This is a genomic window from Granulicella rosea (assembly GCF_900188085.1).
GTDB classification, from domain to species: Bacteria; Acidobacteriota; Terriglobia; order Terriglobales; family Acidobacteriaceae; genus Edaphobacter; species Edaphobacter rosea.
Window position 1 is genome coordinate 109,158 of record NZ_FZOU01000008.1, and the last position, 20,251, is coordinate 129,408.

General features: G+C 64.5%; 16 protein-coding genes. 7 read left to right on the forward strand and 9 right to left on the reverse strand.

Annotated elements, in window-relative coordinates:
- The first annotated feature begins 252 nt into the window (after nt 1-252).
- Nucleotides 253-2,871 carry a glycosyl hydrolase 115 family protein gene (locus CHB87_RS18550; protein WP_089409945.1) on the forward strand — a complete coding sequence of 873 codons (2,619 nt, stop codon included), beginning with the start codon at nt 253-255 and terminating at the stop codon, nt 2,869-2,871.
- A 6-nt stretch (nt 2,872-2,877) separates the two neighbouring features.
- On the opposite strand, the gene CHB87_RS18555 is transcribed toward CHB87_RS18550, so the two are convergent.
- The 5 genes from CHB87_RS18555 to araA form a co-directional block, all read right to left on the reverse strand.
- Entirely contained in the window at nt 2,878-4,245 is a 1,368-nt protein-coding gene (locus CHB87_RS18555; RefSeq protein ID WP_217897074.1) for a glycoside hydrolase family 27 protein, read from the reverse strand.
- 80 nt (nt 4,246-4,325) lie between these two features.
- Entirely contained in the window at nt 4,326-4,886 is a 561-nt protein-coding gene (locus CHB87_RS18560; RefSeq protein WP_142988428.1) for a DUF6036 family nucleotidyltransferase, read from the reverse strand.
- Nucleotides 4,867-5,553 (reverse strand): helix-turn-helix domain-containing protein, encoded by a 687-nt coding sequence (locus CHB87_RS18565; protein ID WP_089409947.1) that lies wholly within the window; start codon nt 5,551-5,553, stop codon nt 4,867-4,869. Before CHB87_RS18565 ends, CHB87_RS18560 begins: the two co-directional genes overlap by 20 nt.
- Before the next feature lie 26 nt (nt 5,554-5,579).
- Nucleotides 5,580-6,599 carry a LacI family DNA-binding transcriptional regulator gene (locus CHB87_RS18570; protein WP_176441855.1) on the reverse strand — a complete coding sequence of 340 codons (1,020 nt, stop codon included), beginning with the start codon at nt 6,597-6,599 and terminating at the stop codon, nt 5,580-5,582.
- 194 nt (nt 6,600-6,793) lie between these two features.
- A complete protein-coding gene (araA, locus tag CHB87_RS18575) occupies nt 6,794-8,290 on the reverse strand; it encodes an L-arabinose isomerase (protein WP_425432492.1) in 1,497 nt (498 codons plus the stop codon).
- Between the two features lie 170 nt (nt 8,291-8,460).
- Here araA and CHB87_RS18580 point away from each other — a divergent pair, with 170 nt between their 5' ends.
- The 4 genes from CHB87_RS18580 (at nt 8,461) to CHB87_RS18595 (ending at nt 12,915) form a co-directional block, all read left to right on the forward strand.
- Nucleotides 8,461-9,567 carry a LacI family DNA-binding transcriptional regulator gene (locus CHB87_RS18580; protein WP_245818083.1) on the forward strand — a complete coding sequence of 369 codons (1,107 nt, stop codon included), beginning with the start codon at nt 8,461-8,463 and terminating at the stop codon, nt 9,565-9,567.
- Between the two features lie 38 nt (nt 9,568-9,605).
- Nucleotides 9,606-10,793 carry a replication initiation protein gene (locus tag CHB87_RS18585; protein ID WP_089409950.1) on the forward strand — a complete coding sequence of 396 codons (1,188 nt, stop codon included), beginning with the start codon at nt 9,606-9,608 and terminating at the stop codon, nt 10,791-10,793.
- A 1,091-nt stretch (nt 10,794-11,884) separates the two neighbouring features.
- Nucleotides 11,885-12,553, forward strand: coding sequence for a ParA family protein (locus tag CHB87_RS18590; protein ID WP_089409951.1), 669 nt, complete (start codon nt 11,885-11,887; stop codon nt 12,551-12,553).
- Nucleotides 12,550-12,915, forward strand: coding sequence for a hypothetical protein (locus CHB87_RS18595; RefSeq protein WP_089409952.1), 366 nt, complete (start codon nt 12,550-12,552; stop codon nt 12,913-12,915). Before CHB87_RS18590 ends, CHB87_RS18595 begins: the two co-directional genes overlap by 4 nt.
- Nucleotides 12,916-12,993: 78 nt before the next feature.
- On the opposite strand, the gene ruvX is transcribed toward CHB87_RS18595, so the two are convergent.
- The 3 genes from ruvX to CHB87_RS18610 form a co-directional block, all read right to left on the reverse strand.
- Complete coding sequence (gene ruvX / locus CHB87_RS18600; protein WP_089409953.1) at nt 12,994-13,455, reverse strand: Holliday junction resolvase RuvX; 462 nt, start codon at nt 13,453-13,455, stop codon at nt 12,994-12,996.
- Nucleotides 13,456-13,543: 88 nt separating this feature from the next.
- Complete coding sequence (locus tag CHB87_RS18605) at nt 13,544-14,710, reverse strand: glycoside hydrolase family 88/105 protein (protein ID WP_089409954.1); 1,167 nt, start codon at nt 14,708-14,710, stop codon at nt 13,544-13,546.
- 17 nt (nt 14,711-14,727) lie between these two features.
- Nucleotides 14,728-17,244: a glycoside hydrolase family 2 TIM barrel-domain containing protein gene (locus CHB87_RS18610; RefSeq protein ID WP_089409955.1), complete on the reverse strand. Its 2,517-nt coding sequence runs from the start codon at nt 17,242-17,244 to the stop codon at nt 14,728-14,730.
- A 216-nt stretch (nt 17,245-17,460) separates the two neighbouring features.
- Between CHB87_RS18610 and CHB87_RS18615 the strand changes: the two genes are divergently transcribed.
- Together CHB87_RS18615 and CHB87_RS18620 are read left to right on the forward strand one after the other, a co-directional pair.
- A complete protein-coding gene (locus CHB87_RS18615; protein ID WP_142988429.1) occupies nt 17,461-18,732 on the forward strand; it encodes a hypothetical protein in 1,272 nt (423 codons plus the stop codon).
- Between the two features lie 74 nt (nt 18,733-18,806).
- Nucleotides 18,807-19,586, forward strand: a complete 780-nt coding sequence (locus tag CHB87_RS18620; RefSeq protein WP_089409984.1) for an NIPSNAP family protein — start codon at nt 18,807-18,809, stop codon at nt 19,584-19,586.
- A 232-nt stretch (nt 19,587-19,818) separates the two neighbouring features.
- On the opposite strand, the gene CHB87_RS18625 is transcribed toward CHB87_RS18620, so the two are convergent.
- Complete coding sequence (locus CHB87_RS18625) at nt 19,819-20,220, reverse strand: c-type cytochrome domain-containing protein (protein ID WP_089409957.1); 402 nt, start codon at nt 20,218-20,220, stop codon at nt 19,819-19,821.
- Nucleotides 20,221-20,251: the final 31 nt, after the last annotated feature.

A 20,251-nucleotide genomic window follows, 5' to 3' on the forward strand; every position in this document is an offset into this window, starting at 1 on the left:
GGAGACAACGCTAACTTAGCTATACTGGCGGAGCGTTCGGACGCGGTCGTCTTTGCCTCTCCTGTTTGTCATCCTCGAAGAGGATCTGCTCTTGTCTTTGCCTCTTGGTATGCCAGAGCTTCAGAGTCGCCGCTTCCGCGAAGACCTTACCTCAGCGGCTGAAGCCGCGTTGAAAATGCAGCACTTCTGGTACGGCTGAAGCCGTACCCTCAAGCAAAACGGACTTTCTCCAGCCCCATCCAAGGTCGCCGCATGAAGCAACTTCGCCTCGCCAGCCCGCTGATCTTCGCCATCGCAAGCACCCTCGCTTGCGCCGCCCAGGCCGTTCGCTTCGATCACCCCGAGCCCGCCGATCTGCCGCTGGCGCACGCCGTCATCCTTGTCGAATCCAGCGCGCCCGAGACTGTCCGCACTGCCGCGAACGCCTTCGCCGGGGACATCGAGGCTGTCACCGGCAGCCGTCCGCGGGTCGTCGCGACCCTGCCCTCGCCCGCGCCCGAAACCCTCGTCGTCGTCGGCGTCGCAGGCCAGTCTCCCACGCTCGACCGCCTGCAAAGCGCCGGCAAGCTGGACAAGACCGCCATCGCCAACAAGTGGGAGGCGGCCGTCACCACTATCGTCGAATCCCCCATGCCCGGCGTCAAACACGCGCTGGTCATCGCCGGCAGCGACCGTCGCGGCGCGGCCTTCGCGCTCTTCACCCTTTCGCGTCAGATGGGCGTCTCGCCCTGGAGCTGGTGGGCCGACGTGCCCGTCCCGCACCACGCCGAGGTCTACATCCATACCGGAACTACCGTACAGAACTCGCCCTCGGTTCCCTATCGCGGCATCTTTCTGAACGACGAAGACTGGGGTCTGCGCCCGTGGGCGGCGAAGAAGATGGACCCCGAGTTGAAGAACGTCGGGCCGCACGCGTACGAACGCATCTTCGAGCTGCTGCTGCGTCTGCATGCGAACTCGCTCTGGCCCGCGATGCATCCCGGCACGCTCGCCTTCAACGCCGTGCCCGAAAACGCGAAGCTGGCCGACAAGTGGGGCATCGTCATGGGCTCCTCGCACTCCGAGGCGCTGCTGCGCAATAACGTCGGCGAGTGGGACGAGAAGCGCGACGGCCCGTGGAACTACCAGACCAACCACTCCGCCATCGACAAGTACTGGGATAAGCGGCTGGCCGAAAATGGCAGGTTCGAAAACTTCTACACCGTCGGCATGCGCGGCGTCCACGACTCGGGCCTCGAGGCCACCGGCTCGGCCGAGGTAAAGGCCCGGCTGGTCGAGGACGTGATGAAGGAGCAGCGCAGGATTCTCGCCGCGCACGTCACACCCGACGTCACCAAAGTTCCGCAGGTCATCTGGCTCTACAAGGAGTCGCTGGAGCTTTACCGCGCCGGCATGAAGGTGCCGGACGACGTCACGCTCGGCTGGACGGACGACAACTACGGCTACATCCGCCAGCTTCCGACGGTCGCCGAGCAGCAGCGAAGCGGTGGTTCCGGTATCTATTACCACGTCTCCTACTGGGGCTTTCCGCACGATCATCTGTGGCTGTCGAGCACTCCGCCTGCGCTGATCCGCGAGGAGATGACCAAGGCGTACGACCACAACGCCCGCCGTTACTGGGTGCTGAACGTCGGCGACCTGAAGCCCGCCGAGGCCGATATCGACTACTTCATGCAGCTCGCATGGGACGAACCGAGGATGGCCGCGGTCGACCAGTCGACCTTCCTGCGCACGTGGCTGGCCGAGCAGTTCCCCACCGCCGACGCCAGCCGGATCGCCAATCTGATGCAGCGTTACTACCAGCTCAACTTCGTCCGCAAGCCGGAGTTCATGGGCTTCAACGGCTATAACGACGGCATCAACCGCACGGACTTCAACCCGCTGGCCTGGGGCGACCAAAACCACGAGCGCCTCGCCGCGTGGCAGACGCTCGCGTCCGACACCGCCGCCGTCGCGAAGACTATTCCAGCCAGCGCGCAGGATGCGTTCTTCGAACTCGTCGGCTACCCCGTCGCCGCCTCCGAGGCGCAGAACGAGAAGTTCCTCGCCGCCGACCGCAGCTTCCTCTTCGCGGCCGAACATAGCGACATAGCCCGCGAGGAAGAAGCGTTCGAAGCAAGAGCCGCCTACAACCGCATCCAGACCCTGACCGCGCAGTACAACAGCCTGCAGGGCGGCAAGTGGGACGGCATCATGTCCGCCGCGCCGCGCCAGCGCCACGTCTTCGAGATGCCCCAGACCGCGAGCGCGGCCGACGCAACGAAGCCTCTGCCCGCCATGTGGGCGCCCGATCTTCCTTCTGCGAAGACAGCTACGCCCGGATCGGGATTCGTGGAGAAGAACGGGCTCGTCTCCATCGAGGCGGCTCATTTCTCAAAGAAACAGGATGGCAGCCTCGGCCGCTGGAACATCCTCGCCGATCTCGGCATCTCGGGCGATTCGGTCGTGTACGGCGCGCCCGGAAAGCTCGCCAACAGCATGGCTGCACCGCCTGCGCTTGCGACGGAGCCGTGGCTCGAATATGAGTTCACGACGGGTACGCAGGCTCCCGCGACCCTCGCGCTCTTCCTGCTGCCCACCTTCCCGGTCGACGCCCAGCATCACCTGGGCTACGGCGTCTCGATCGACGGCGGCGCGCCGAAGCTGATCGACGCCTCGGGCTCCGGCGAGTGGAAGGAGAACAGCGCCCCGGTCTGGGCCGCCAACGTCCTGCGCAACGCCGCCATCGGCTTGACGCCGCTCGGCCCGCTGGCGCCCGGCAAGCACACCCTGCGGCTCTACTACCGCGATCCCGGCGTGGTCTTTGAGCACCTGGTCATCGCCTTCCCCAACGCCGTGCCCGCCTACCCTGTTCCGCCGGAGACGCGGTAGACAGGATTACGGCTTCAGTTCGAACAGCACACAGCCGTGTGCGGGAATCATTACGGCCACCCCTTCGGCAGCGGGGCTTTCGACGCCGGACCACAGCTCGCGCGCCGCATAGCGCTTCGCCGGCAGGTTGTAGAAGCCGTAGGAGCGTACGACCTTCCGCTCGCTATCATTCAGATTGAAGACCGCGAGATAGCGCACGCCGCCGGCGCCCTCGGAGCTCCAGACGACGATATCCCCTTCCCGCGAGACCTGCCGCTGGCCGTGGCCGAGCTGGTCGACCGCGAGCACATCGCGGTTGGTCAGCAGCTTCGTCGTCCAGTCGTCGAGATTCGTCAGATTGGCGCCAAGCACCAGCGGCGAACGCATCATCGCCCAAAGCGTCATCATCGTCCGCTGCTCGTCGTGGGTCAGGCGGGAGTCGCGCGCCTTGCCGTCGCCGGGCTCCGGCCCCAGGTAACCGAAGGGCAGCATGTCGGCGTCCGGCCACGTGCCGGGTTTGGCATACGGCGCCCAGGCGGCCGCGAGTTCGAACTGGCTGTAGAGGTTGCGCGGAAAATGCGATGGGCTCTTCCAGTAGTCCCACATGTCGTCGGAGATGCGCCACATCTGCGCCATCGGGATCAGCTCCTTCGCCACGCCGGGTGACGTTGGTCCGGGCGAAAGACTGAGCACGATCGGGCGGCCCGTCTTCGCGATCGCCCGATGCAGCATCCGAATCTCCGCCGGCTTGTACGGGTGATCCGAGATGCAGTCCACCTTCAGATAGTCGACGCCCCAGGCGGCATACTGCGCCAACAGCGAGTCGTACCAGGCCTGCCCAGCCGGGGTATCCTTGACGCCCCAGTTGGTCGGATCCCACGGGCAGGGGTCGGTCTGGTCCGCCGCATCGACGGACTGGAACCGGCTGCCGGCGATCGGCAGATTGCGCGCGACCGACTCACGCGGAATGCCGCGCACAATATGAATGCCGAACTTCAAACCCTGCGCGTGAACGTCGCGGCCAAGCTGCGCGAAGCCCATGTTCCGGCCGCCTTCAAGCGCGGACGGAAAGCGCGCGGGCACCGGGATGTACCGGCCATTGGCGTCGATCTCGTAGGCCAGCTTCTCCGGCGACGGGCGATCCAGTGGATTCTTCAGAAACCAGCCCTCGTCGATGACCGCATAGCTCCAGCCAAAGGGCCGCAACGTCTTCGCGAGCACGGCGACGTTGTCGCGAAACTGCGCCTCGGTGATGGTCAGGCCGTAGGCATCCCAGCTATTCCAACCCATGGGCGGGGTCGCGGCAAGCACGGGCTTCGGCGTCTGCGCCGGCGCGCGGAAGACAGAGAGCAGACAGATCAGACCAAGGGCGAAGATGCGAAGAGTCGACTTCATGGGGCTCCGTGCCGTGGAATACGTTTACTTCGGTGACCATCATATACAACGGGATTGGTTCGACCAGCGGCCAGACCGGTTCAGCCCTCCGCCCTGTCCTCCAGAATCGCCTCGATCCAGAGCTTGAGCGTAAGGTCTTCCCGCGCCGGCACGCCTAGCTGCCAGCGGAGTTCCTTGTCGTAACGCTGCTGCAGGATGCCGAGGTCGAACGGAACCGTGCGCGCAAGGTAGCGTACATCGTCGCGGTCTTTCATCCCATTGCGCTCCAGCTTCGACAACGCCAGATCGTACGGGTCCACCGCCATAAGACGCAGATGCCGGTAGGCGCCGGGAAACATCTCCACCAGACGGTCCTCATAGTCCTCGGGGATGGAGGCGACGGCCACGCGGTCGAGGTAGATCCGATGAACCCGCGAGAGAGCGCTGCCCCGATAGCCAAGCGTGAGGATGGTCGAAGCGGCTGAGGGTGGCGCCAGTTCGATGACGTCGACATCCGAGGTGGCCCGGTCGAGCCCGTAAAACTGGGTGATGACGAAGCCGCCAATGCAGTCCATCCGTGTCACGGTATCGACCGCCGCGTCGAGACCACGGAGAAAGGAGTCCCAGGGCTCGGGAGGACGATTAGTGGAAGGCGTGGTCAAGATGATTCACCGAAAGATTCGTGAGGAGATTCCAGTGCTCCGCCGCCTCCGGGCGATTCGTGGCCAGCCAACGCCGTTCTGCCTTCGTGATGCGTTCGGAACAGAGGGTATCTTCCTGCGCCAGCCGCGACCGCTCCAGCTCCTGCACGCGCGAGGCGAGACTCGCCGCAAGCGCGCGATCACCCTTTCGCTCCGCGACCTGGCTGGCGACATGCACCACATACGCCAGCCGATTCTGCCGATCGTGCAGCTTGGCGTTCCGTGTCAGCCAGACCCAGTCCATCTGCGGAAAGGCGACCGGCAGCCAGGGCAGCGCCTCGGCCACGCGAGCGTCGAGATCCTCGGAGTCCAGCGCCTGCAGCAGCAGGTCGGCTGGGTTCATCCGTTCGCCGCCGCGCAGGTACGAGAAGCCGGCGTAGGCGAGCGCTCCAAGCGCCTCTTTGAACTGCTTCTCGTCGAGCGCGCGAAACCGGTACGGGCCGAGCGGCAGGGCAGTCGGCGAGATCTGAAAGACCTCCACCACCTTGGCCGTAAGCTCAGCCGAGACGGGGCGAGAGCCGCGTTCGACCATCGAGAGATAGGCCTGCGTGACGCCGAGCCGATGGGCGGCCTGCTGCTGGGTCCAGCGGACGGTAAGGCGAGCGTGCTTGAGTTCCGCGCCGGTCATGCCTTCAATATAACACTGCTGTTATGTCAGCCGTTCCCGCAACCGCAGGACCGGCGCAGGATCAACTCCGTGGGCAGCACGTGGCTCTGCGGACCCGGCTCCGGCCCGGCTTTTTCCAGCAGCAGGCGAACAGCCATGCGCGCCAGCTCCTCCACGGGCTGGCGAATGGCCGTGAGTCCATCGGCGACCAGATCCGCGGTGCGGAAGTCGTCGAAGCCGACGATGGCGACGTCGTGCGGGATGCGCAGGCCGCGGCTGCGAACGGCGCGAACGACAGCCTCGGCGGCCGAGGAGTTCAGCGCAAAGAAGCAGCGCGGCAGCGGGTCGAAGCGGCTGAGGATCGCTTCGACCGTCAGCTCATCCTCGCGTTCGACCAGCATGGCGCTGGCGGCCATCTTTGCCTTGCGCGCCGCGGTCGAGGCGCCTTCGACGCGGTCCTGGATCGTCTTCAGCTTCGGCCCCGCGCCGACGATGCCCAGCGACCGATAGCCGTGACCGGCGAGGTGCTCGACGGCCGCGGCCGAGGCCTCGCGGTTGTTCACCGAGATGGACGCGGTATGCCGCTGCGAGGTTGGGATGTCGAGCGCGACCAGCGGCGTGTCGTCAAGATCGACGCCCGCGGCGGACCAGGCGGAGTCGGTGGGAAAGAGGATGACGCCGTCGACGCGCCTGTGCAGCAGGGTGCGCAGATTCTGCTGCTCGCGCGCCGGGTCGTTGTCCGAGAAGACGAGCGAAACGGTGCGGCCGGTCTCGTAGACGGCCTTATGAATCTCTTCGACGCAGCGGCTCATGAAGTCCAGCGCGAGGCTGGGCACCATGACGCCGATGACGCGGGACTTTCCGGCGGCCAACGCGCGCGCGGCTTCGTTGGGCCGGAAGCGCAGCTCGCGCATGGCGTCGCGGACACGGTCTTCGGTGGCCTTGCGCACGCCGGGTTCGCCGTTCAGCACGCGGGATGCGGTCTTCAGCGAGACGTCGGCACGCAGGGCGACCTCGCGCAGCGTGACGCTTGGAGTGTTCGCGACGTGGGATGAGGGGAATGTCATCAACGGCAGGATAGCAAAGTAGATAGACCTCTGTCGGTGCGTGAGGCCGCGCCCTGGCGCCCCCGACATCTCCCGGCTATTGAGGCAAATCCGGTGCGCTTCGCTCCGGTCGAGATGACGGCGTTTGTACGGGTGGTGAACGGAAAGAGGCGGGAGCTTTTCGCCCGCGCCTCTTTCCGTTCGGTACGATCCGGCTACCGCTGGCCGATGTTGAGCGAGTAGGCCGTCTGCTCCCAGCGGAGCTGCTGGCGGAACTCGCGCAGGCGGGTGTCGGCGTCGATGGCGATCAGCTCGACGCCGGCGATCTCGGAGAAGTCGGCGAGGTGCTCCATCGTCAGCGACTGGCTGAAGCTGGTGTGGTGGGCGCCGCCGGCGTAGATCCATGCGGCGGCGGCGACCTTCAGGCTGGGCTTCGGCAGCCAGACCGCGCAGGCGACGGGCAGGTTCGGCAGCGGCTCGTCCGGCTGGATGACGTCAATCTCGTTGACGATCATGCGGAAGCGGTTGCCCATGTCGACCAGCGAGGCCACGACGGCCGGGCCGCTGGGCGCGGTGAAGACCAGCCGCACGGGGTCGGCCTTGCCGCCGATGCCGAGCGGATGCACCTCGACCGACGGCCGGGCCGCCGCGATGGTCGGACAGATCTCGAGCATGTGCGAGCCGAGAACCTTGGGGCTGCCCGAAAGGTCGTAGGTGTAGTCCTCCATGAACGACGTGCCGCCTTCGAGTCCTTGCGCCATCACCTTCATGATGCGGACGAGCGCGGAGGTCTTCCAGTCGCCCTCGCCGCCGAAGCCGTAGCCTTCGGCCATCAGGCGCTGACTGGCGATGCCGGGGAGCTGGTCGAGACCGAAGAGATCCTGGAAGTTATCCGTGTAGGCGCCGAATCCGCCCTCTTCGAGGAAGGCGCGCAGGCCGAGTTCGATCTTGGCCGCGACCTTCAGCGAGTCGACCTGATTGTGCTTCTCGGTAATCGTGTAGGCGGCGCGGTACTCTTCAACCAGCTTCGCGACCTCCGCGTCGGAGAACTGGTTCATGCGCGCGACGAGGTCGCCGACGCCGTAGGTGTTGACGCTGTAGCCAAGCTGCGTCTCCGCCGCGACCTTGTCGCCGTCGGTGACGGAGACGTCGCGCATGTTGTCGCCGAAGCGGACGACCTTGAGATTCTGCGACTCGTACCATCCGGCAGCGGCGCGGGACCATGTGCCGATCTCAAGCACCGTGGCGGGATCCTGCCAGAAGCCGACGACGACCTTGCGCCGCAGGCCCAGCCGCGCGGTGATGTGGCCGAACTCGCGGTCGCCGTGCGCGGCCTGGTTCAGGTTCATGAAGTCCATGTCGATGGTCGACCACGGCAGCTCGCGGTTGAACTGCGTATGCAGGTGCAGGAAGGGCTTGGTCAGCGAGGTGAGCCCGGCGATCCACATCTTGGCGGGCGAAAAGGTGTGCATCCAGAGAATGAGGCCGATGCACTTCGGCGTGGCGTTGGCCTCGCGACAGAGGCCGCGAATCTCCTCGGCGGTGGTCATCACCGGCTTGAAGACGACGCGGACGGGGATGGCGCCTTCGGCATCGAGCGAGGCGGCAACGGTCTGGGCGTGTGCGGCGACCTTGGCGAGGGCCTCGGCGCCGTAGAGGTGCTGACTGCCCGTGACAAACCAGAGTTCCAGTTCCTGCAGATTCTTCATCATGATTTTGCTCGCTCGCGGGGTAATGGTTCTAATGTTGGAGGTTGCGGCCAGGCCGCGCTGAAAACGTTTACCGCTTGTCATTAACGCAAAGTTTGGCGAACGCTGTCAACGTCCTACCCGTCGAGCCGCCCAACGCGTGTAATCTGTTTCCTAGCGCATGGAGGATTTTCTTGGCACGTAGAAAGCTGCTCCCCATCGAGGGAGAGGCCGAACGACGGATGGACATACGCACGGTGGCGGCTGAGGCCGGCGTCTCCATTGCGACCGTTTCGCGTGTCATGAACCATGTCAAGACGGTCGACCCCAAGCTGAGCAAGCGCGTGTGGGAGGTCGTCAACCGGCTGGGCTATGTGCCCAATACGCAGGCGCGCGCGCTGGTCAGCGGCCGCAGCCGCCTCTTCGGCGTCATCATCTCGGACATCACCAACCCCTTCTTCCCGGAGCTGATCCAGGGCTTCGAGGAGAAGGCGGTCGAGGTCGGCTACGAGACCATGATCGGCTCCACCAAGCGCGACCTGAAGCAGATGGAGCTGTGCATTCAACGCATGCTCGAGCGCAAAGTGGACGGTGTGGCCGTGATGACCTTCGGGATCGAGCCGCTGCTGCTGGAGCGGCTCTCGCTGCAGGGCATCCCCATGGTCTTCATCGATGTGGCGCCGCCGGGTCATGCGATCACGCCGCCTCCGGGCAAGGCCATCTCCACGATCTCGATCGACTACGAAAAGGGCATCCGCGAGGGTGTGCAGCACCTGGCCGTGCTAGGACATCGCAGGATCGGCTTCCTGGCCGGTCCGCGCTACCTGCACACGGCGCTGGCGCGCGAGCACGCCTTTCGCCGTTCGATCCAGGCCATCGGGCTCGCGCTGCCGGAGGAGTATGTCTTTGAAGGCGACCACACGGCGGAGGTCGGCATGGACGGCATGAGCGCGCTGCTGGCGCTGGCCGATCCGCCGACGGCGGTGATGTGTTCGAACGATATGACCGCCATCGGCGCCATGCACACGGCGCTGGGCGCGGGGCTGCGCATTCCGCACGATCTTTCGGTGATCGGCTTCGACGATATCCGGCTGGCGCAGTATATGTTTCCGCCGATGACCTCGATCCAGATGTCGCGCCGCGACCTGGCGTCCGCCGCGGTGATGGCGCTGAAGGCTCATATCGACGAGAGCGAAGACCACCCCGCGCCGTCGAATACCGGCATCGAAACCCGGCTGGTCGTGCGGCAGACGACAAGCATACCGCGTGGCGCGCTCTCCGACCTGAAACCCGGAGAGTAAGCCCGGTGATGGCGTAATATCGGCATCAAGGATTGTGGATGGCCAAGGTTCCAGCGGAGCAGAAGACAACACGGGAGCCAAAGAAAACTCGGGACCGGGCCGGCGAGGAGAAGCGCTCGCAGCTCGCGCTCTTCCATAACGCGCGCGATATCCGCGACGTGCGCGAGACGGGCGACATGAACGAGTTGTGGCTCGTCGCGCAGGCGCTGATCCTCTGCGGCCTGCCCTATGACGAGGTCGCCGACACCCAGTGGGAGCGGCGCGCGCGGCTCGGCGACGGGTCGCACCTGACCGTCACCTTCGCCGCGACCGTCAAAGGCACGCCGGTTCCCTTCGGACAGGATCGCGGCCCGCTCTACTTCATGATCGACCGCGCGCTGGCCGAGCGGCGCAACCTGCAGCAGGAGATCGCCGCCAACAAGGACCTCGCGCTGACGCCCGACCTGAACGAGGTCGAACGGATGCGCCGGGAGCGCGAGCGCGCCCGCATCCTGGACGGCGCTCGCTTCGTCGAGTGGAGCACCGCGGCCGACTACCTGAACGCCATGGGCAAGCCCACCGGCGGCACGGACTACGCGATCCTGAAGCAGCGGATGAAGCGCATTCGGGCGTGCGCGATCTCGATCGTGCGCGACCGACCGGACGGCGAATCCGAAAGCCTGGTGTTGCCGATCATCCGCGCCTCGCGCGCGCCGGGGTGGGCGAAGTCTCCCAGCGAGGCGAAGGGCCTGATCGACGACGGCAAGCTGACCCTGACGGCGCCGCGCGCGCCCCACGAGGACCGGCCCATCGGCTTCGAGATCGGGCAGGACTTCTTTCAGGACTTCGTCGAGCACCATGTTCCCGTCCCGGCCGTGCTCATCAAGAAGCTGCTGCGCCGGCCGAAGACGCTCGACCTGGTGATGTGGCTCTGCTGGCGCGTCTTCGCGGCCAAGACCGACACGTTTATCCCCATCGCCGATCTGAAGAGCCAGCTCGGCTCGACGGATTCGAACGACGGCCGCCTGCTCGCCGATCTGCGCAAGGCGATCGAGTTCCTGAAGCAGGCTGGCTGGAAGCAGTTGCGCGCCGAGGTCGTCGTGAACGGCCACCGGCTGAAGAAGGGCCAGCCGGGCAAATCCGGCCTGAAGATCGGGCCGCCGCGCGACCGGATCTACTTCAATCAGGAGAACGGAAAGAACCTCAAGCTGCATGGGCCTGAAGTCTCGTCGGACTGGGACTCGTAGAACGGTTGAGCCTCGGCCGCTCGCTTGCCTGCTCGGATACACGGTACTCTGCGTATCGATCCGACGCCGCGCCGATCCTGTGACGCAGGTTGCGGGCGTCGTTGAGCCTGACGTCGATATCTCGTTGGAAGATCTCGTTTTGCGGGCGGTAGTTTGTGTATCGAATGGCAGGACTTCGAGCCGCGCATCCTTCGGCGGTCAGTTCTTCCATGGGCCCAAAGCAGTAAATGAGGGTCCAAGGCGATGGCGGGCACGGTAGTTCCGGTATCGAAAGTTCATCCTGATCCACTATCTCCCTCTGAATCAGTGATTTCCCTACGGTAGTTTGTGTATCGAAGCAGAGAAGTTGTTGACCGGTAGTTCCGGTATGCATGCTCTTCAGGGCCCTACTCGCAGGAAGTCGTCCCTGATGGCTGCGGTAGTTCCGGTATGGATAAACTTGGAATTCCCTGCTAACAACCGCTTTTTGAGTCATATACGAGCAATGCATACCGGAAACTACGTCCGCGCAACATCCCCCGATCTCATGGAACAGGGGATTTTGGTACGGTGTTTCCGGTATGCATCCGGCGGCGGAGCGTGGCTCGGGAGTTCCGGTATGCATTCGACAAGGCAAAAGATGGGGTGTTTTGAGCTTCCACAGCTCTGCACAGGCTTCCACGTTTGTTCCGGTATTTGTCCACGTTTGTTCCGGTATCTTAGGGCGGTGTCTCCGGTATCGCGGTACGGTGTTTCCAGTACCCGGCGGCCCTGCTATTAAGGAAGCAAGAGAGTTTTCAAGAGAAGACCGGGAGAGTAATTCAGGTGGCAAGCTTTTCTACCGAAATCACAGAACAAATTCTCTTCCCGATGAGGATTGGATTCTTCGGTGGTTCCAGTATGCAAAAGGGTTGCTTTTATATGTACACACGTGTGTATACAGGTACGCATCCTAGTATTGTGCACATACTGTGTCGCACACGTTTCTGCACACGGTATATTCATTACAGGAAACTTGCTTTATCCAAGTTCTGGATGGCGTACCGTGTACATATTGTGTTGCACACAGTATGTACACACGTGGGCACGCATGTAGCGAAAGGACAAACGAAATGCCGGTCATTGTCGCCGCAAACCCCAAGGGCGGAAGCGGAAAATCCACCAGTTGCATCGTGCTTGGCACGACGCTTGCCGCACGTGGAGCAACCGTACGCATCATCGACGCGGACCCGCAGCGAACGCTCGGCCGCTGGGCGGAGGGCAAGAGCATCCACCGGGAGATCGTCACCACGCCGCGCGCGGGCGAGGATCTGACCGACCTGATCGACACGCTTGCCACCGAGGTTCAGTTCGTCATCATCGACGTGCAGGGCACGGCCAACCAGGAGATGGCAGCGGCGATGTCGCGGGCCGATCTGGTGCTGATTCCGATGCAGGCCAAAACCGCGGACGCCGAGGTCGCGACGCGCGCCATCGGCCTGCTGCGTTCGCAGGAGAAGCTGTTCAAGCGCAAGATTCCGCACGCAATCATCTTCATGCGGACGAGCCCGATCATCGTCACGCGCGAGGAGAAGGAGATCCGCGAGAGCATCGCGAATGCTGGGATCCCGCGCTTCAAGGCCGGGTTGAACGAGCGCACGGCCTTCTCGCATATGTTCGCCCAGAAGGCGGGGCTGGGGGAGTTGACGCCGGCCGAGACAAACGGGTTGATCGCCGCGCGTGTGAACGCGGAGGCCTTCACTGCCGAGGTGATCGAGGTTCTGCGAAAGGGGATTGCATGACGCTCAAGACGGATCCATTTGCCGATCTGGCGGATTTTGCGCCGAAGCCGAAGCCAGCCGTCGCGCCCAAGCCCGCGCCGATTCCGGTGGCGCCCGCTCCCGCGCTGGTGAATGAAGCTGCGGGGCTGACGATTTTGGCTGAGAAGCACGGCTTTTCGATCAACAACCTGGAGGAGCAGCGCCGGACCTTTCGTGGCCGCAGAAGCTCGCGCGCGCCGAAGACGATGCCCATCACGATGCGTGTGCGCGTGGCGGATTGGAACCGCTTTCAGGAGTTCTGCGAGCTGAACGAATATACGGTCGCGGAGGGTTTTGAGCTGCTGGCACGCATGATTCCGCAGGCTGAAGGGCCCCCGAAATAGGTGCGCGTTTGCGCAGGAATGGAGCGGCGCGCTTTGAGCCTGAGGCGCTTCGAACGAGAAGCGAGCCCCTGGCTTCGCTCAGGATGACAGATCGGTGGGGAGTCGAGACCGGACGGCGGCCTGCTCCCGAGCCTGCATCCAGGCCTCGAGGATGACGACGGCGGCGACCTGATCGATGATGGACTTGCGGTCGCGTTTGTCGTGTCCGGCCTCGTCGAGGATCTCGTGGGCGACGTGCGAGCTGAGCCGTTCGTCGAAGAGCCATACCGGAACTACCGTACGCTCGCGCAATGCGGCGGCGAACTCCTGCACCCTGGCGGCCCAGGGGCTGAGGTCACCGGACATATGCAGCGGGTTGCCGACGACGACTGCGGTGACCTCGTGTCGCCGAATGAGACGGACGAGGTTGCGGAGGTCTTCGCCGGGCGATCTGCGCCAAAGCGTCAGCAGCGGTTGCGCGGTGTGGCCGAGGGGGTCCGTCAGTGCGACGCCGATCCGCACCTTGCCTACATCGAGCGCCATGACGCGACCGTTTGCCATGGATCGAGTGTAGCCGCACGCGCAGGGCAAACAAAGCGAAAGCAGATCCTCTTCGAGGACGACAAACAAGAGAAAGGAACAACAGCGGTTATTTCTTTCCCAGCTTTACGATCTCCGACCCGGCCAGCAGGAAGGCGCCCACGCCGTAGACGTAGCTGCTCGAAGGCTTCACGGCGGCGGGCGCGGCGCCGACGGGCTGGATGTCGCCGAGCCGGCCGTCGGCATAGATGTGCTTCGTCATGCCGGCCCAGCCTTTGGTGACGACTGGCAGGTACTGTTTTCGGTTGAGCAGGTGGTGGTTGATGCCCCATGCGATGCCGTAGGTGAAGAAGGCGGAGCCGGAGATCTCGGGCTGTTCGTAGGCGGCGGGGTCCAGCAGGCCGGAGCGCCAGAGGCCGTCGGGTTGCTGCAGTCCGGCGACACGCTCGGCCATCTCGCGGAACTGCTGCTCGTACTTGGCCCGGGTGGGGTAGTCGGCGGGCATGTTCTCGAGCACGGTGGCAAGGCCGGCGAGCACCCAGCCGTTGCCGCGCGCCCAAAAGAGCTTCTTGCCGTTGGCCTCGGCGCGTTTGAAGTAGGTATCGTCACGGAAGTAAAGGCGCTCGGCGGGGTCGTAGAGGTAGGCCGAGGTCTCCCACCACTCCTTGTCCATATAGTCGAGGTACCTGCGGTCGTGTGTGACCTTCGCCATCTCGGTGAGGACGGGCGGGGCCATGAAGAGGGCGTCGCACCACCACCAGAGTTTTTTGGCGGGATCGTCCGGGCGGACGACCAGGCGGTCGAGAATCTCCTTCGTCATGGCGATGCGTTCGGGCGCGGGGTTATCTATATATAGTTCGAGGTAGGCGCGACCGATGGCCTCGTCGTCGGCGTGAGGGAAGCGGTTGTCGACGAGCTGCCAGTGGAAGTGCTCGGCCATGCGGAGCACGGCGTCTTTATACTTCGGGTCGCCGGTGGAGCGCGAGGCCTCGAGCAGGCCGGAGTAAAGGGCGGCGAAGGTCCAGAGCTGGTTGAACCGAGGCTCGCCGGTGCGGATCTGCCAGTCGGCGACCTTGCGCATGGCCTTGTGGACGCTGGCCTTGTCGGTCGCGGGGGAGAGATCCGTGGCAAGCGGGCCGGGGTTGTCGGGGGAGTCGCCTGCGGCGATCTTTTCGAGGTCTGCCTTGGATGGCGGCTTCGGGGCATCCTGCGCGAAGACCGGGAGGGTGACGGCGAAGAAAAGCGCGCCTGCGAGGATGGGGCGACGGATCGGCATGGGTGTCCTCGAAAAAGTTACGTGATCGTATGAAACGCGGCTGGCAGACCTTCGGCGGCGATGCCCAGGGTAGAGGCGCCGCCTCTGCGTTCGAGCGTGATGCGCGCGCGGCCGTTCGAGAGCTGGACGACGCGCGAACCGGAGGCGGTGCCGAAGTTGTCGATCAGCACGCCAGCGCCTGCGAGCGAGAAGCGGACCTGCAGGCGAGAGTCGAGGCAGAGCACGCCTTCGGCGTCGTGGAGCGTCGCCTCGACCGTCGTGGTCTTCGCGGTGGTGGCGATCGTTTTCAACTCAAATGCGGCGGGCGCGGCCCAGCTCTCGGTCTGGTAGGCGAAGTCGATCGTGTCCGAGACCTCTTTGCCGGCGGCGTTCCTGGCAACGACGCGCAGGGTGTTCCTGCCGGGCTGGAAGGGAAGCATCCAGCGCAGGCCGGCGCAGGGGAAGTCGTCGATGGCGCGCTTCTTTACTCCGCAGGACTTGCCGTTGAGGAAGAGTTCGGCGGTCTGGCAGTTGGAGTAGACCCGGACCATGCGCGGCTGATCGGCTTTGCCCCAGCGGACGGGCCAGCTATGGCCGTACAACCGCACCATTGGGTCGGTTGCCGGATCGGTCCAGTAGGACTGGAAGACGTAGAAGGCCTCCTTGGGCGTCAGGTCGCGCTCGACGAGGCCCTTCTGGTTCATGCGTGGGATGGGATTTTCGACCCGCAGCGGGGTGGTGAAGTCCTTGAAGATCCACTGCGCGGCGCCGGTCAGCCAGGGCAGTTGCTCCTGCGTCTTCAGGTGCCAGTCGAAGAGCTCGCAGGCGTAGGTCTCGGACCAGTCGCCATCGCGGGAGAAGCGCGCCGGGCCGCCGGTGGACTGGTAGGCGAGACCGACCTCGGCGGTGTTCTGGGTCGCGGCGACGGCGGCTGGGTCGAGCTGCTCGGCGTGGCGGCCGGTGTGGCTGTCGGCGCCCCACTCGATGTGGATCATGTGTTTGACGCGGTTGCGCTCTTTTTCGAGCGACTTCTGGTAGTCGGTGTAGCGGCCGCCGTACCAGCCGGCCCAGATCGACGGCGAGTAGACGTCGGGGATGTCGCGCGCGAAGTCGCAGCGGCGAAAGCTGGTCATGCGCGTGGGGTCGAGCGCGTGGGCGAGGTCGCGCAGTTCGGTCATCAGGTCGCGGATGGCCTGTTTGGCGCTGGCTTCGTCAGGACTGGCGGTGTACTCGTTCGGCCAGTCGTCCTCGTTGCCGAGACCCCACATCAGCACGCAGGGGTGATTCTGGTGCTGGTCGATGAGGTTGTGGAGCTTTTCGCGGGCCATGGCCTTGAAGGGTTCGCCGGCGACGCCTGAGCGGCACCAGGTCAGCTCCTCCCAGACGAGCAGGCCGAGCTCGTCGCAGAGTTCGAGCACGAGGCGGTTCTGCTGGTAGTGGGCGAGCCGGATGAAGTTGGCGCCCATGCTCTTGATGAGCTGCATCTCCTGTCGAATCAATGCGTCGGGCAGTCCGGCGGCGAGCCCGGCGTGATCTTCGTGGCGGTGAGTGCCGCGCAGGAGCAGCCGTTCGCCGTTCAGCTTGAAGGGGCCGTGCTCGACCCACTCGGTGTGGCGGACGCCGAAGCGCTCGGTCGTGGTGTGGTCGCCGACGGTGACGCGTGCGGTGTAGAGCCTTGGCGTTGCGGGCGACCAGAGCTCGGGGGCGTCGAGCGTGAGGGTGGTGAGGTGGCCGTCGCCTGGGAATCCGCCTTCGTTCGCGTTCCACTGGGTCGTTGCCCGGTGCAGGCTGCGGCCAGTGGGCGAGAGAACTTCGGTGGTCACGGCCTGACCGGGCTGCGGCAGGGCGGTGGCGAGGAAGCGGCAGGAGACGGTGACCTTCGCGGACTTGAGGTCGCTTGCGACGACGGAGCGGATGTGGACCGCCTCCACCGCGACGGCCGGGACGTAGACGAGCGAGACCGGGCGGTAGAGGCCGCCGTAGAGCGAGAAGTCCGACAGGTCGGAAGGCAGGCGCTGCAGGTCGGGAGAGTTGTCGGTCTGGACGGTGAGGCGGACGCCCTGCCCGTCGGGTTTCGCGGCGGCGATCAGGCCGGTGATGTCGAGCAGGAACTCATCGTACCCGCCGACGTGTTTGCCGGCGAACTTGTCACCGATCCAGACCTGCGCGGCCTGTCCGGCGCCGAGGAAGTGGAGCAGCGTCCTGCCGCCGGGGTAGGGGTTGGCCGGCTGCAGGTGGGTGCGGTACCAGGCCTGTCCGCGGTACATGGGCTGGTCGGGGTCGCAGCCGTCCTGCGCGTTGAAGCAGTGGGGCAGGGTGACGGAGGCGAAGGAGGCGATCTCCTCGCCGCGCCAGGCCTCCCAGGGGCCGTCGAGCGCGCCGCGAAAGAACTCCCATCCGGTGTCGAGGCGGGCGCTCGAAACGCCGGGATTCGCAGGGTCGACGAAGCGGAGCAGAGAGGCAGCCGGGGCCTGCGACGCGGCGGTGGCGAACGCGACGGCGGCCGTGCGGGAGAGGAACGAGCGGCGTGTAAGCCGGGGCAGCAGGCTGGGCATGAGGGCCTTTTCAAGTCGATAAGCCGCCGGTCCGCAGGGGGCAGGTGGCTGAACGTAACCTTCGCGCATTCTGCGACCGCGAGCAAGTGACTCACGGTTTGTTTTTGGTGGCGCGGGCAATTCCTTTTAGAATGTGTGCTTTGAACGGTGTGCCGAGGTTGTGACAAACGTCTCTTGCAGCCGCCGGAGACAACGCAGTATGATGCGCAGATCGTGATGAATGCAGTGAATGCGGCGTGGGAGACCTGGCGGCCGGAGACCCGAGCCGACCGGGACGCCGTCCTGCTGGAACTCGAAGAGGTGCTGACCAGCCCGCATTTTTGTAACAGTAAACGCTATCCAGCTCTGCTGCGCTACATCGTCGAAAGTACGCTTTCGGATCGCGTGGAGCACCTGAAGGAGCGTACGCTGGGCATCGAGGTCTTCCAGCGGCCACCTTCCTACGATACCAACACCGACACCGTCGTACGCTACACGGCGGGCGAGGTGCGCAAGCGTCTGTCGCTTTATTATCATGAACATGGCCGCAAGGCGCGCATCCAGATCTCGCTTCCGGCGGGGTCCTACGTGCCGGAGTTTCTGCGCGCCGTGGACGAGCCCGCGGAGGAGCCTGCGCCAGCTCCCGCGGTCCATGCGGAGTCCGAGACGGCGCTGTATCTGGAGATGGTTCCGCAGTTTGCGGCGGCAGCTCCGATTGCGCCGGTCGCCCCCGCTGCGCCCGTGTTTGTCCTGCCCTGGCTGCGGCGTCGCTGGCTGGCGTACGCGGTGGCGGTGCTGCTGGTGCTGCTTGCGGGGCTGGGCTGGCGCTATCATGCGGTCACCCGGCCGACCGCGATGGACGAGTTCTGGTCGCCGATTCTACGCGACCACGAGCAGACGCTGGTGCTGGCGGGCGGGGTGTACTTCAAGCCGACGAACTTTTCCGGCGTGCAGACGGCAGGCAAGGACGTCGAGTACCCATTCGTCTCCATGCAGCAGGCGCTGGCGCTGGCGAAGGTGAGCGGTAACCTGGAGCGCGCGGGCGCGAGCTACCAGATGCAGCCCTCCGCCTCGACCGCGCTGACCGACATGCGCGAGCGGCCGGTGGTGTCGATCGGCGGATACAACAACGACTGGACGATCCGGCTTACGCAGCCGTTGCGGTTCTCGTTCGCGCCGACAGGTACGGCGCGGATCGTCGACCGCGAACATCCGGAGACGGCGCTCGCTCGCGATACCTCCATCCCGTATTCGAGCGCGGACGACTATGCGCTGGTGGCGCGTTTTCGCGACCGGAATACGGACTCGGTCGTGCTGGTTCTGGCGGGGTTGGGACGCAACGGCACGGAGGCTGCGGCGCAGTTCGTCACCAGTCCGCACTACATGCAGTTGCTGCGGGACCAAGTGGGCGGCGACCTGGCGAAGAAGAACGTCGAGGTGGTGCTGAAGGTTGGGGTGATCGAGGGCAAGACGGGCGCCCCGGCGGTGCTTTCGGTCCATGTCTGGTAGTTTTTTCTGGCTCTGGCAGAAGCGACGGCAGATCCTCTTCGAGGATGACAAACAAGAAGACAGGGGCCACTTCGATGAAGCGACGCGATTTTCTTGCAACATCTTTGCTTGGCGCCACAGCCCTGACCAAGGTTGCTCGGGGACAGGCGGCGGCTTCGCCCGCGCGGGAGTATTACCAGCTTCGCAAGTACAAGCTGGTCAGCGGGCCGCAGACGGCGCTGGCGGAGGCCTACTTTGCGGACGCGCTGATCCCCGCGCTGCGGCGGCTGGGGATGGGGCCGGTGGGCGCCTTCCGGCTGGACATCGGACCCGAGACCCCGACCTACTATCTGCTGATTCCCGGTTCGCCGGTGGAGGAGCTGGTGAACGTCGACTTCGCGCTCGCGCAGGATGAGGCCTTCATGAAGATCGCCCAGCCCTTCTGGAGCGCGCCCGCTACGGCGCCTCCGTTCGAGCGGATCGAGAGCACGCTGCTGGCCGCCTTTGCGGGCTGGCCGAAGGTGACGCCGCCGGCAAAGGGGAAGCGCATCTTTCAGATGAGGAGTTATGAAAGTCCCAGCCAGCGCGACCACTTATTGAAGGTCGAAATGTTCCATAAAGCGGAGTTCGAGATATTCAAGCAGGTAGGATTTCGACCGGTATTTTTCGGCGATGCGCTGGTGGGTCCGCGTCTGCCGAATCTTACTTATATGCTCAGTTTTACGGATATGAATGAGCTGAATACGCTATGGGATGGCTTCAAAACAAACCCGGAGTGGAAGAGGCTTTCGACCTCTTCGCGGTATGGGTTTGAGGCGATTTTGAACAATGTGTCCAACTTGATTCTAAGTCCGCTGAGTATGTCGCAGATTTAATCGAGTCAGTATTTTCTTGAAGCAGGAAAAATGCGTGTCATCCCGAACGTAGTGAAGGATCTGCGTCTCGCTCCGCTCAGGATGACAGGCTTTATTGCAAGGTTCAAGAAAGTGCCACGGCAACGACAAAAGCGAAATACGGGGTTCCTTCACTGCGTTCAGGATGACGGGCGTTGTTGCGAGTCTCCTAAGGCCGCGCGACTTAGAGGACAGGACGCGCGACTTAGAGGACTTATTTCGCGTCGGGCATGATCGCGCCGGCCTTGATCCAGTCTTCGACGGTCTTGATGTCGGCGTCCGAGAGCTTGTCGCCCTTGGGCGGCATGGGCTTGGGGTCGTCCTTCGGGCCTTCGTGGCGGATGAGCGCGACGAGCATCGACTTGGCGGGGTCGCCGGGGACGATGGCCGGGCCGTCGTGTCCACCCTTCAACAGGTTCTCGCGCGTGTCGATGTTGAGGCCGCCGCGGTGGTTCATGCCGCTGTGGCACCGAGCGCAGTTGGCGTCGAAGATGGGCTTGACGCGCGTGGTGTAGAACTCGGGTTTGGACGCGTCCTCACCGGCCTGCACCTTGACGGTGTTCAACGAAAGGGCGATCAAAGCTGCGAAGGTAAGTCCTGCTGCGAGGGCTCGCATGTTTTCTCCAAAGAGTGGGCTTGCGGTTGGT

Bases quoted from the DNA above. Each gene is read 5' to 3' on its own strand.
- araA (WP_425432492.1), bottom strand. From the start codon at position 8,290: ATGATGAAGAATCTGCAGGAACTGGAACTCTGGTTTGTCACGGGCAGT.
- CHB87_RS18550 (WP_089409945.1), top strand. From the start codon at position 253: ATGAAGCAACTTCGCCTCGCCAGCCCGCTGATCTTCGCCATCGCAAGC.
- CHB87_RS18610 (WP_089409955.1), bottom strand. From the start codon at position 17,244: ATGCCCAGCCTGCTGCCCCGGCTTACACGCCGCTCGTTCCTCTCCCGC.
- CHB87_RS18615 (WP_142988429.1), top strand. From the start codon at position 17,461: ATGAATGCAGTGAATGCGGCGTGGGAGACCTGGCGGCCGGAGACCCGA.
- CHB87_RS18585 (WP_089409950.1), top strand. From the start codon at position 9,606: ATGGCCAAGGTTCCAGCGGAGCAGAAGACAACACGGGAGCCAAAGAAA.
- CHB87_RS18565 (WP_089409947.1), bottom strand. From the start codon at position 5,553: ATGACCGGCGCGGAACTCAAGCACGCTCGCCTTACCGTCCGCTGGACC.
- ruvX (WP_089409953.1), bottom strand. From the start codon at position 13,455: ATGGCAAACGGTCGCGTCATGGCGCTCGATGTAGGCAAGGTGCGGATC.
- CHB87_RS18595 (WP_089409952.1), top strand. From the start codon at position 12,550: ATGACGCTCAAGACGGATCCATTTGCCGATCTGGCGGATTTTGCGCCG.
- CHB87_RS18555 (WP_217897074.1), bottom strand. From the start codon at position 4,245: ATGAAGTCGACTCTTCGCATCTTCGCCCTTGGTCTGATCTGTCTGCTC.
- CHB87_RS18590 (WP_089409951.1), top strand. From the start codon at position 11,885: ATGCCGGTCATTGTCGCCGCAAACCCCAAGGGCGGAAGCGGAAAATCC.
- CHB87_RS18625 (WP_089409957.1), bottom strand. From the start codon at position 20,220: ATGCGAGCCCTCGCAGCAGGACTTACCTTCGCAGCTTTGATCGCCCTT.
- CHB87_RS18605 (WP_089409954.1), bottom strand. From the start codon at position 14,710: ATGCCGATCCGTCGCCCCATCCTCGCAGGCGCGCTTTTCTTCGCCGTC.
- CHB87_RS18620 (WP_089409984.1), top strand. From the start codon at position 18,807: ATGAAGCGACGCGATTTTCTTGCAACATCTTTGCTTGGCGCCACAGCC.
- CHB87_RS18570 (WP_176441855.1), bottom strand. From the start codon at position 6,599: ATGACATTCCCCTCATCCCACGTCGCGAACACTCCAAGCGTCACGCTG.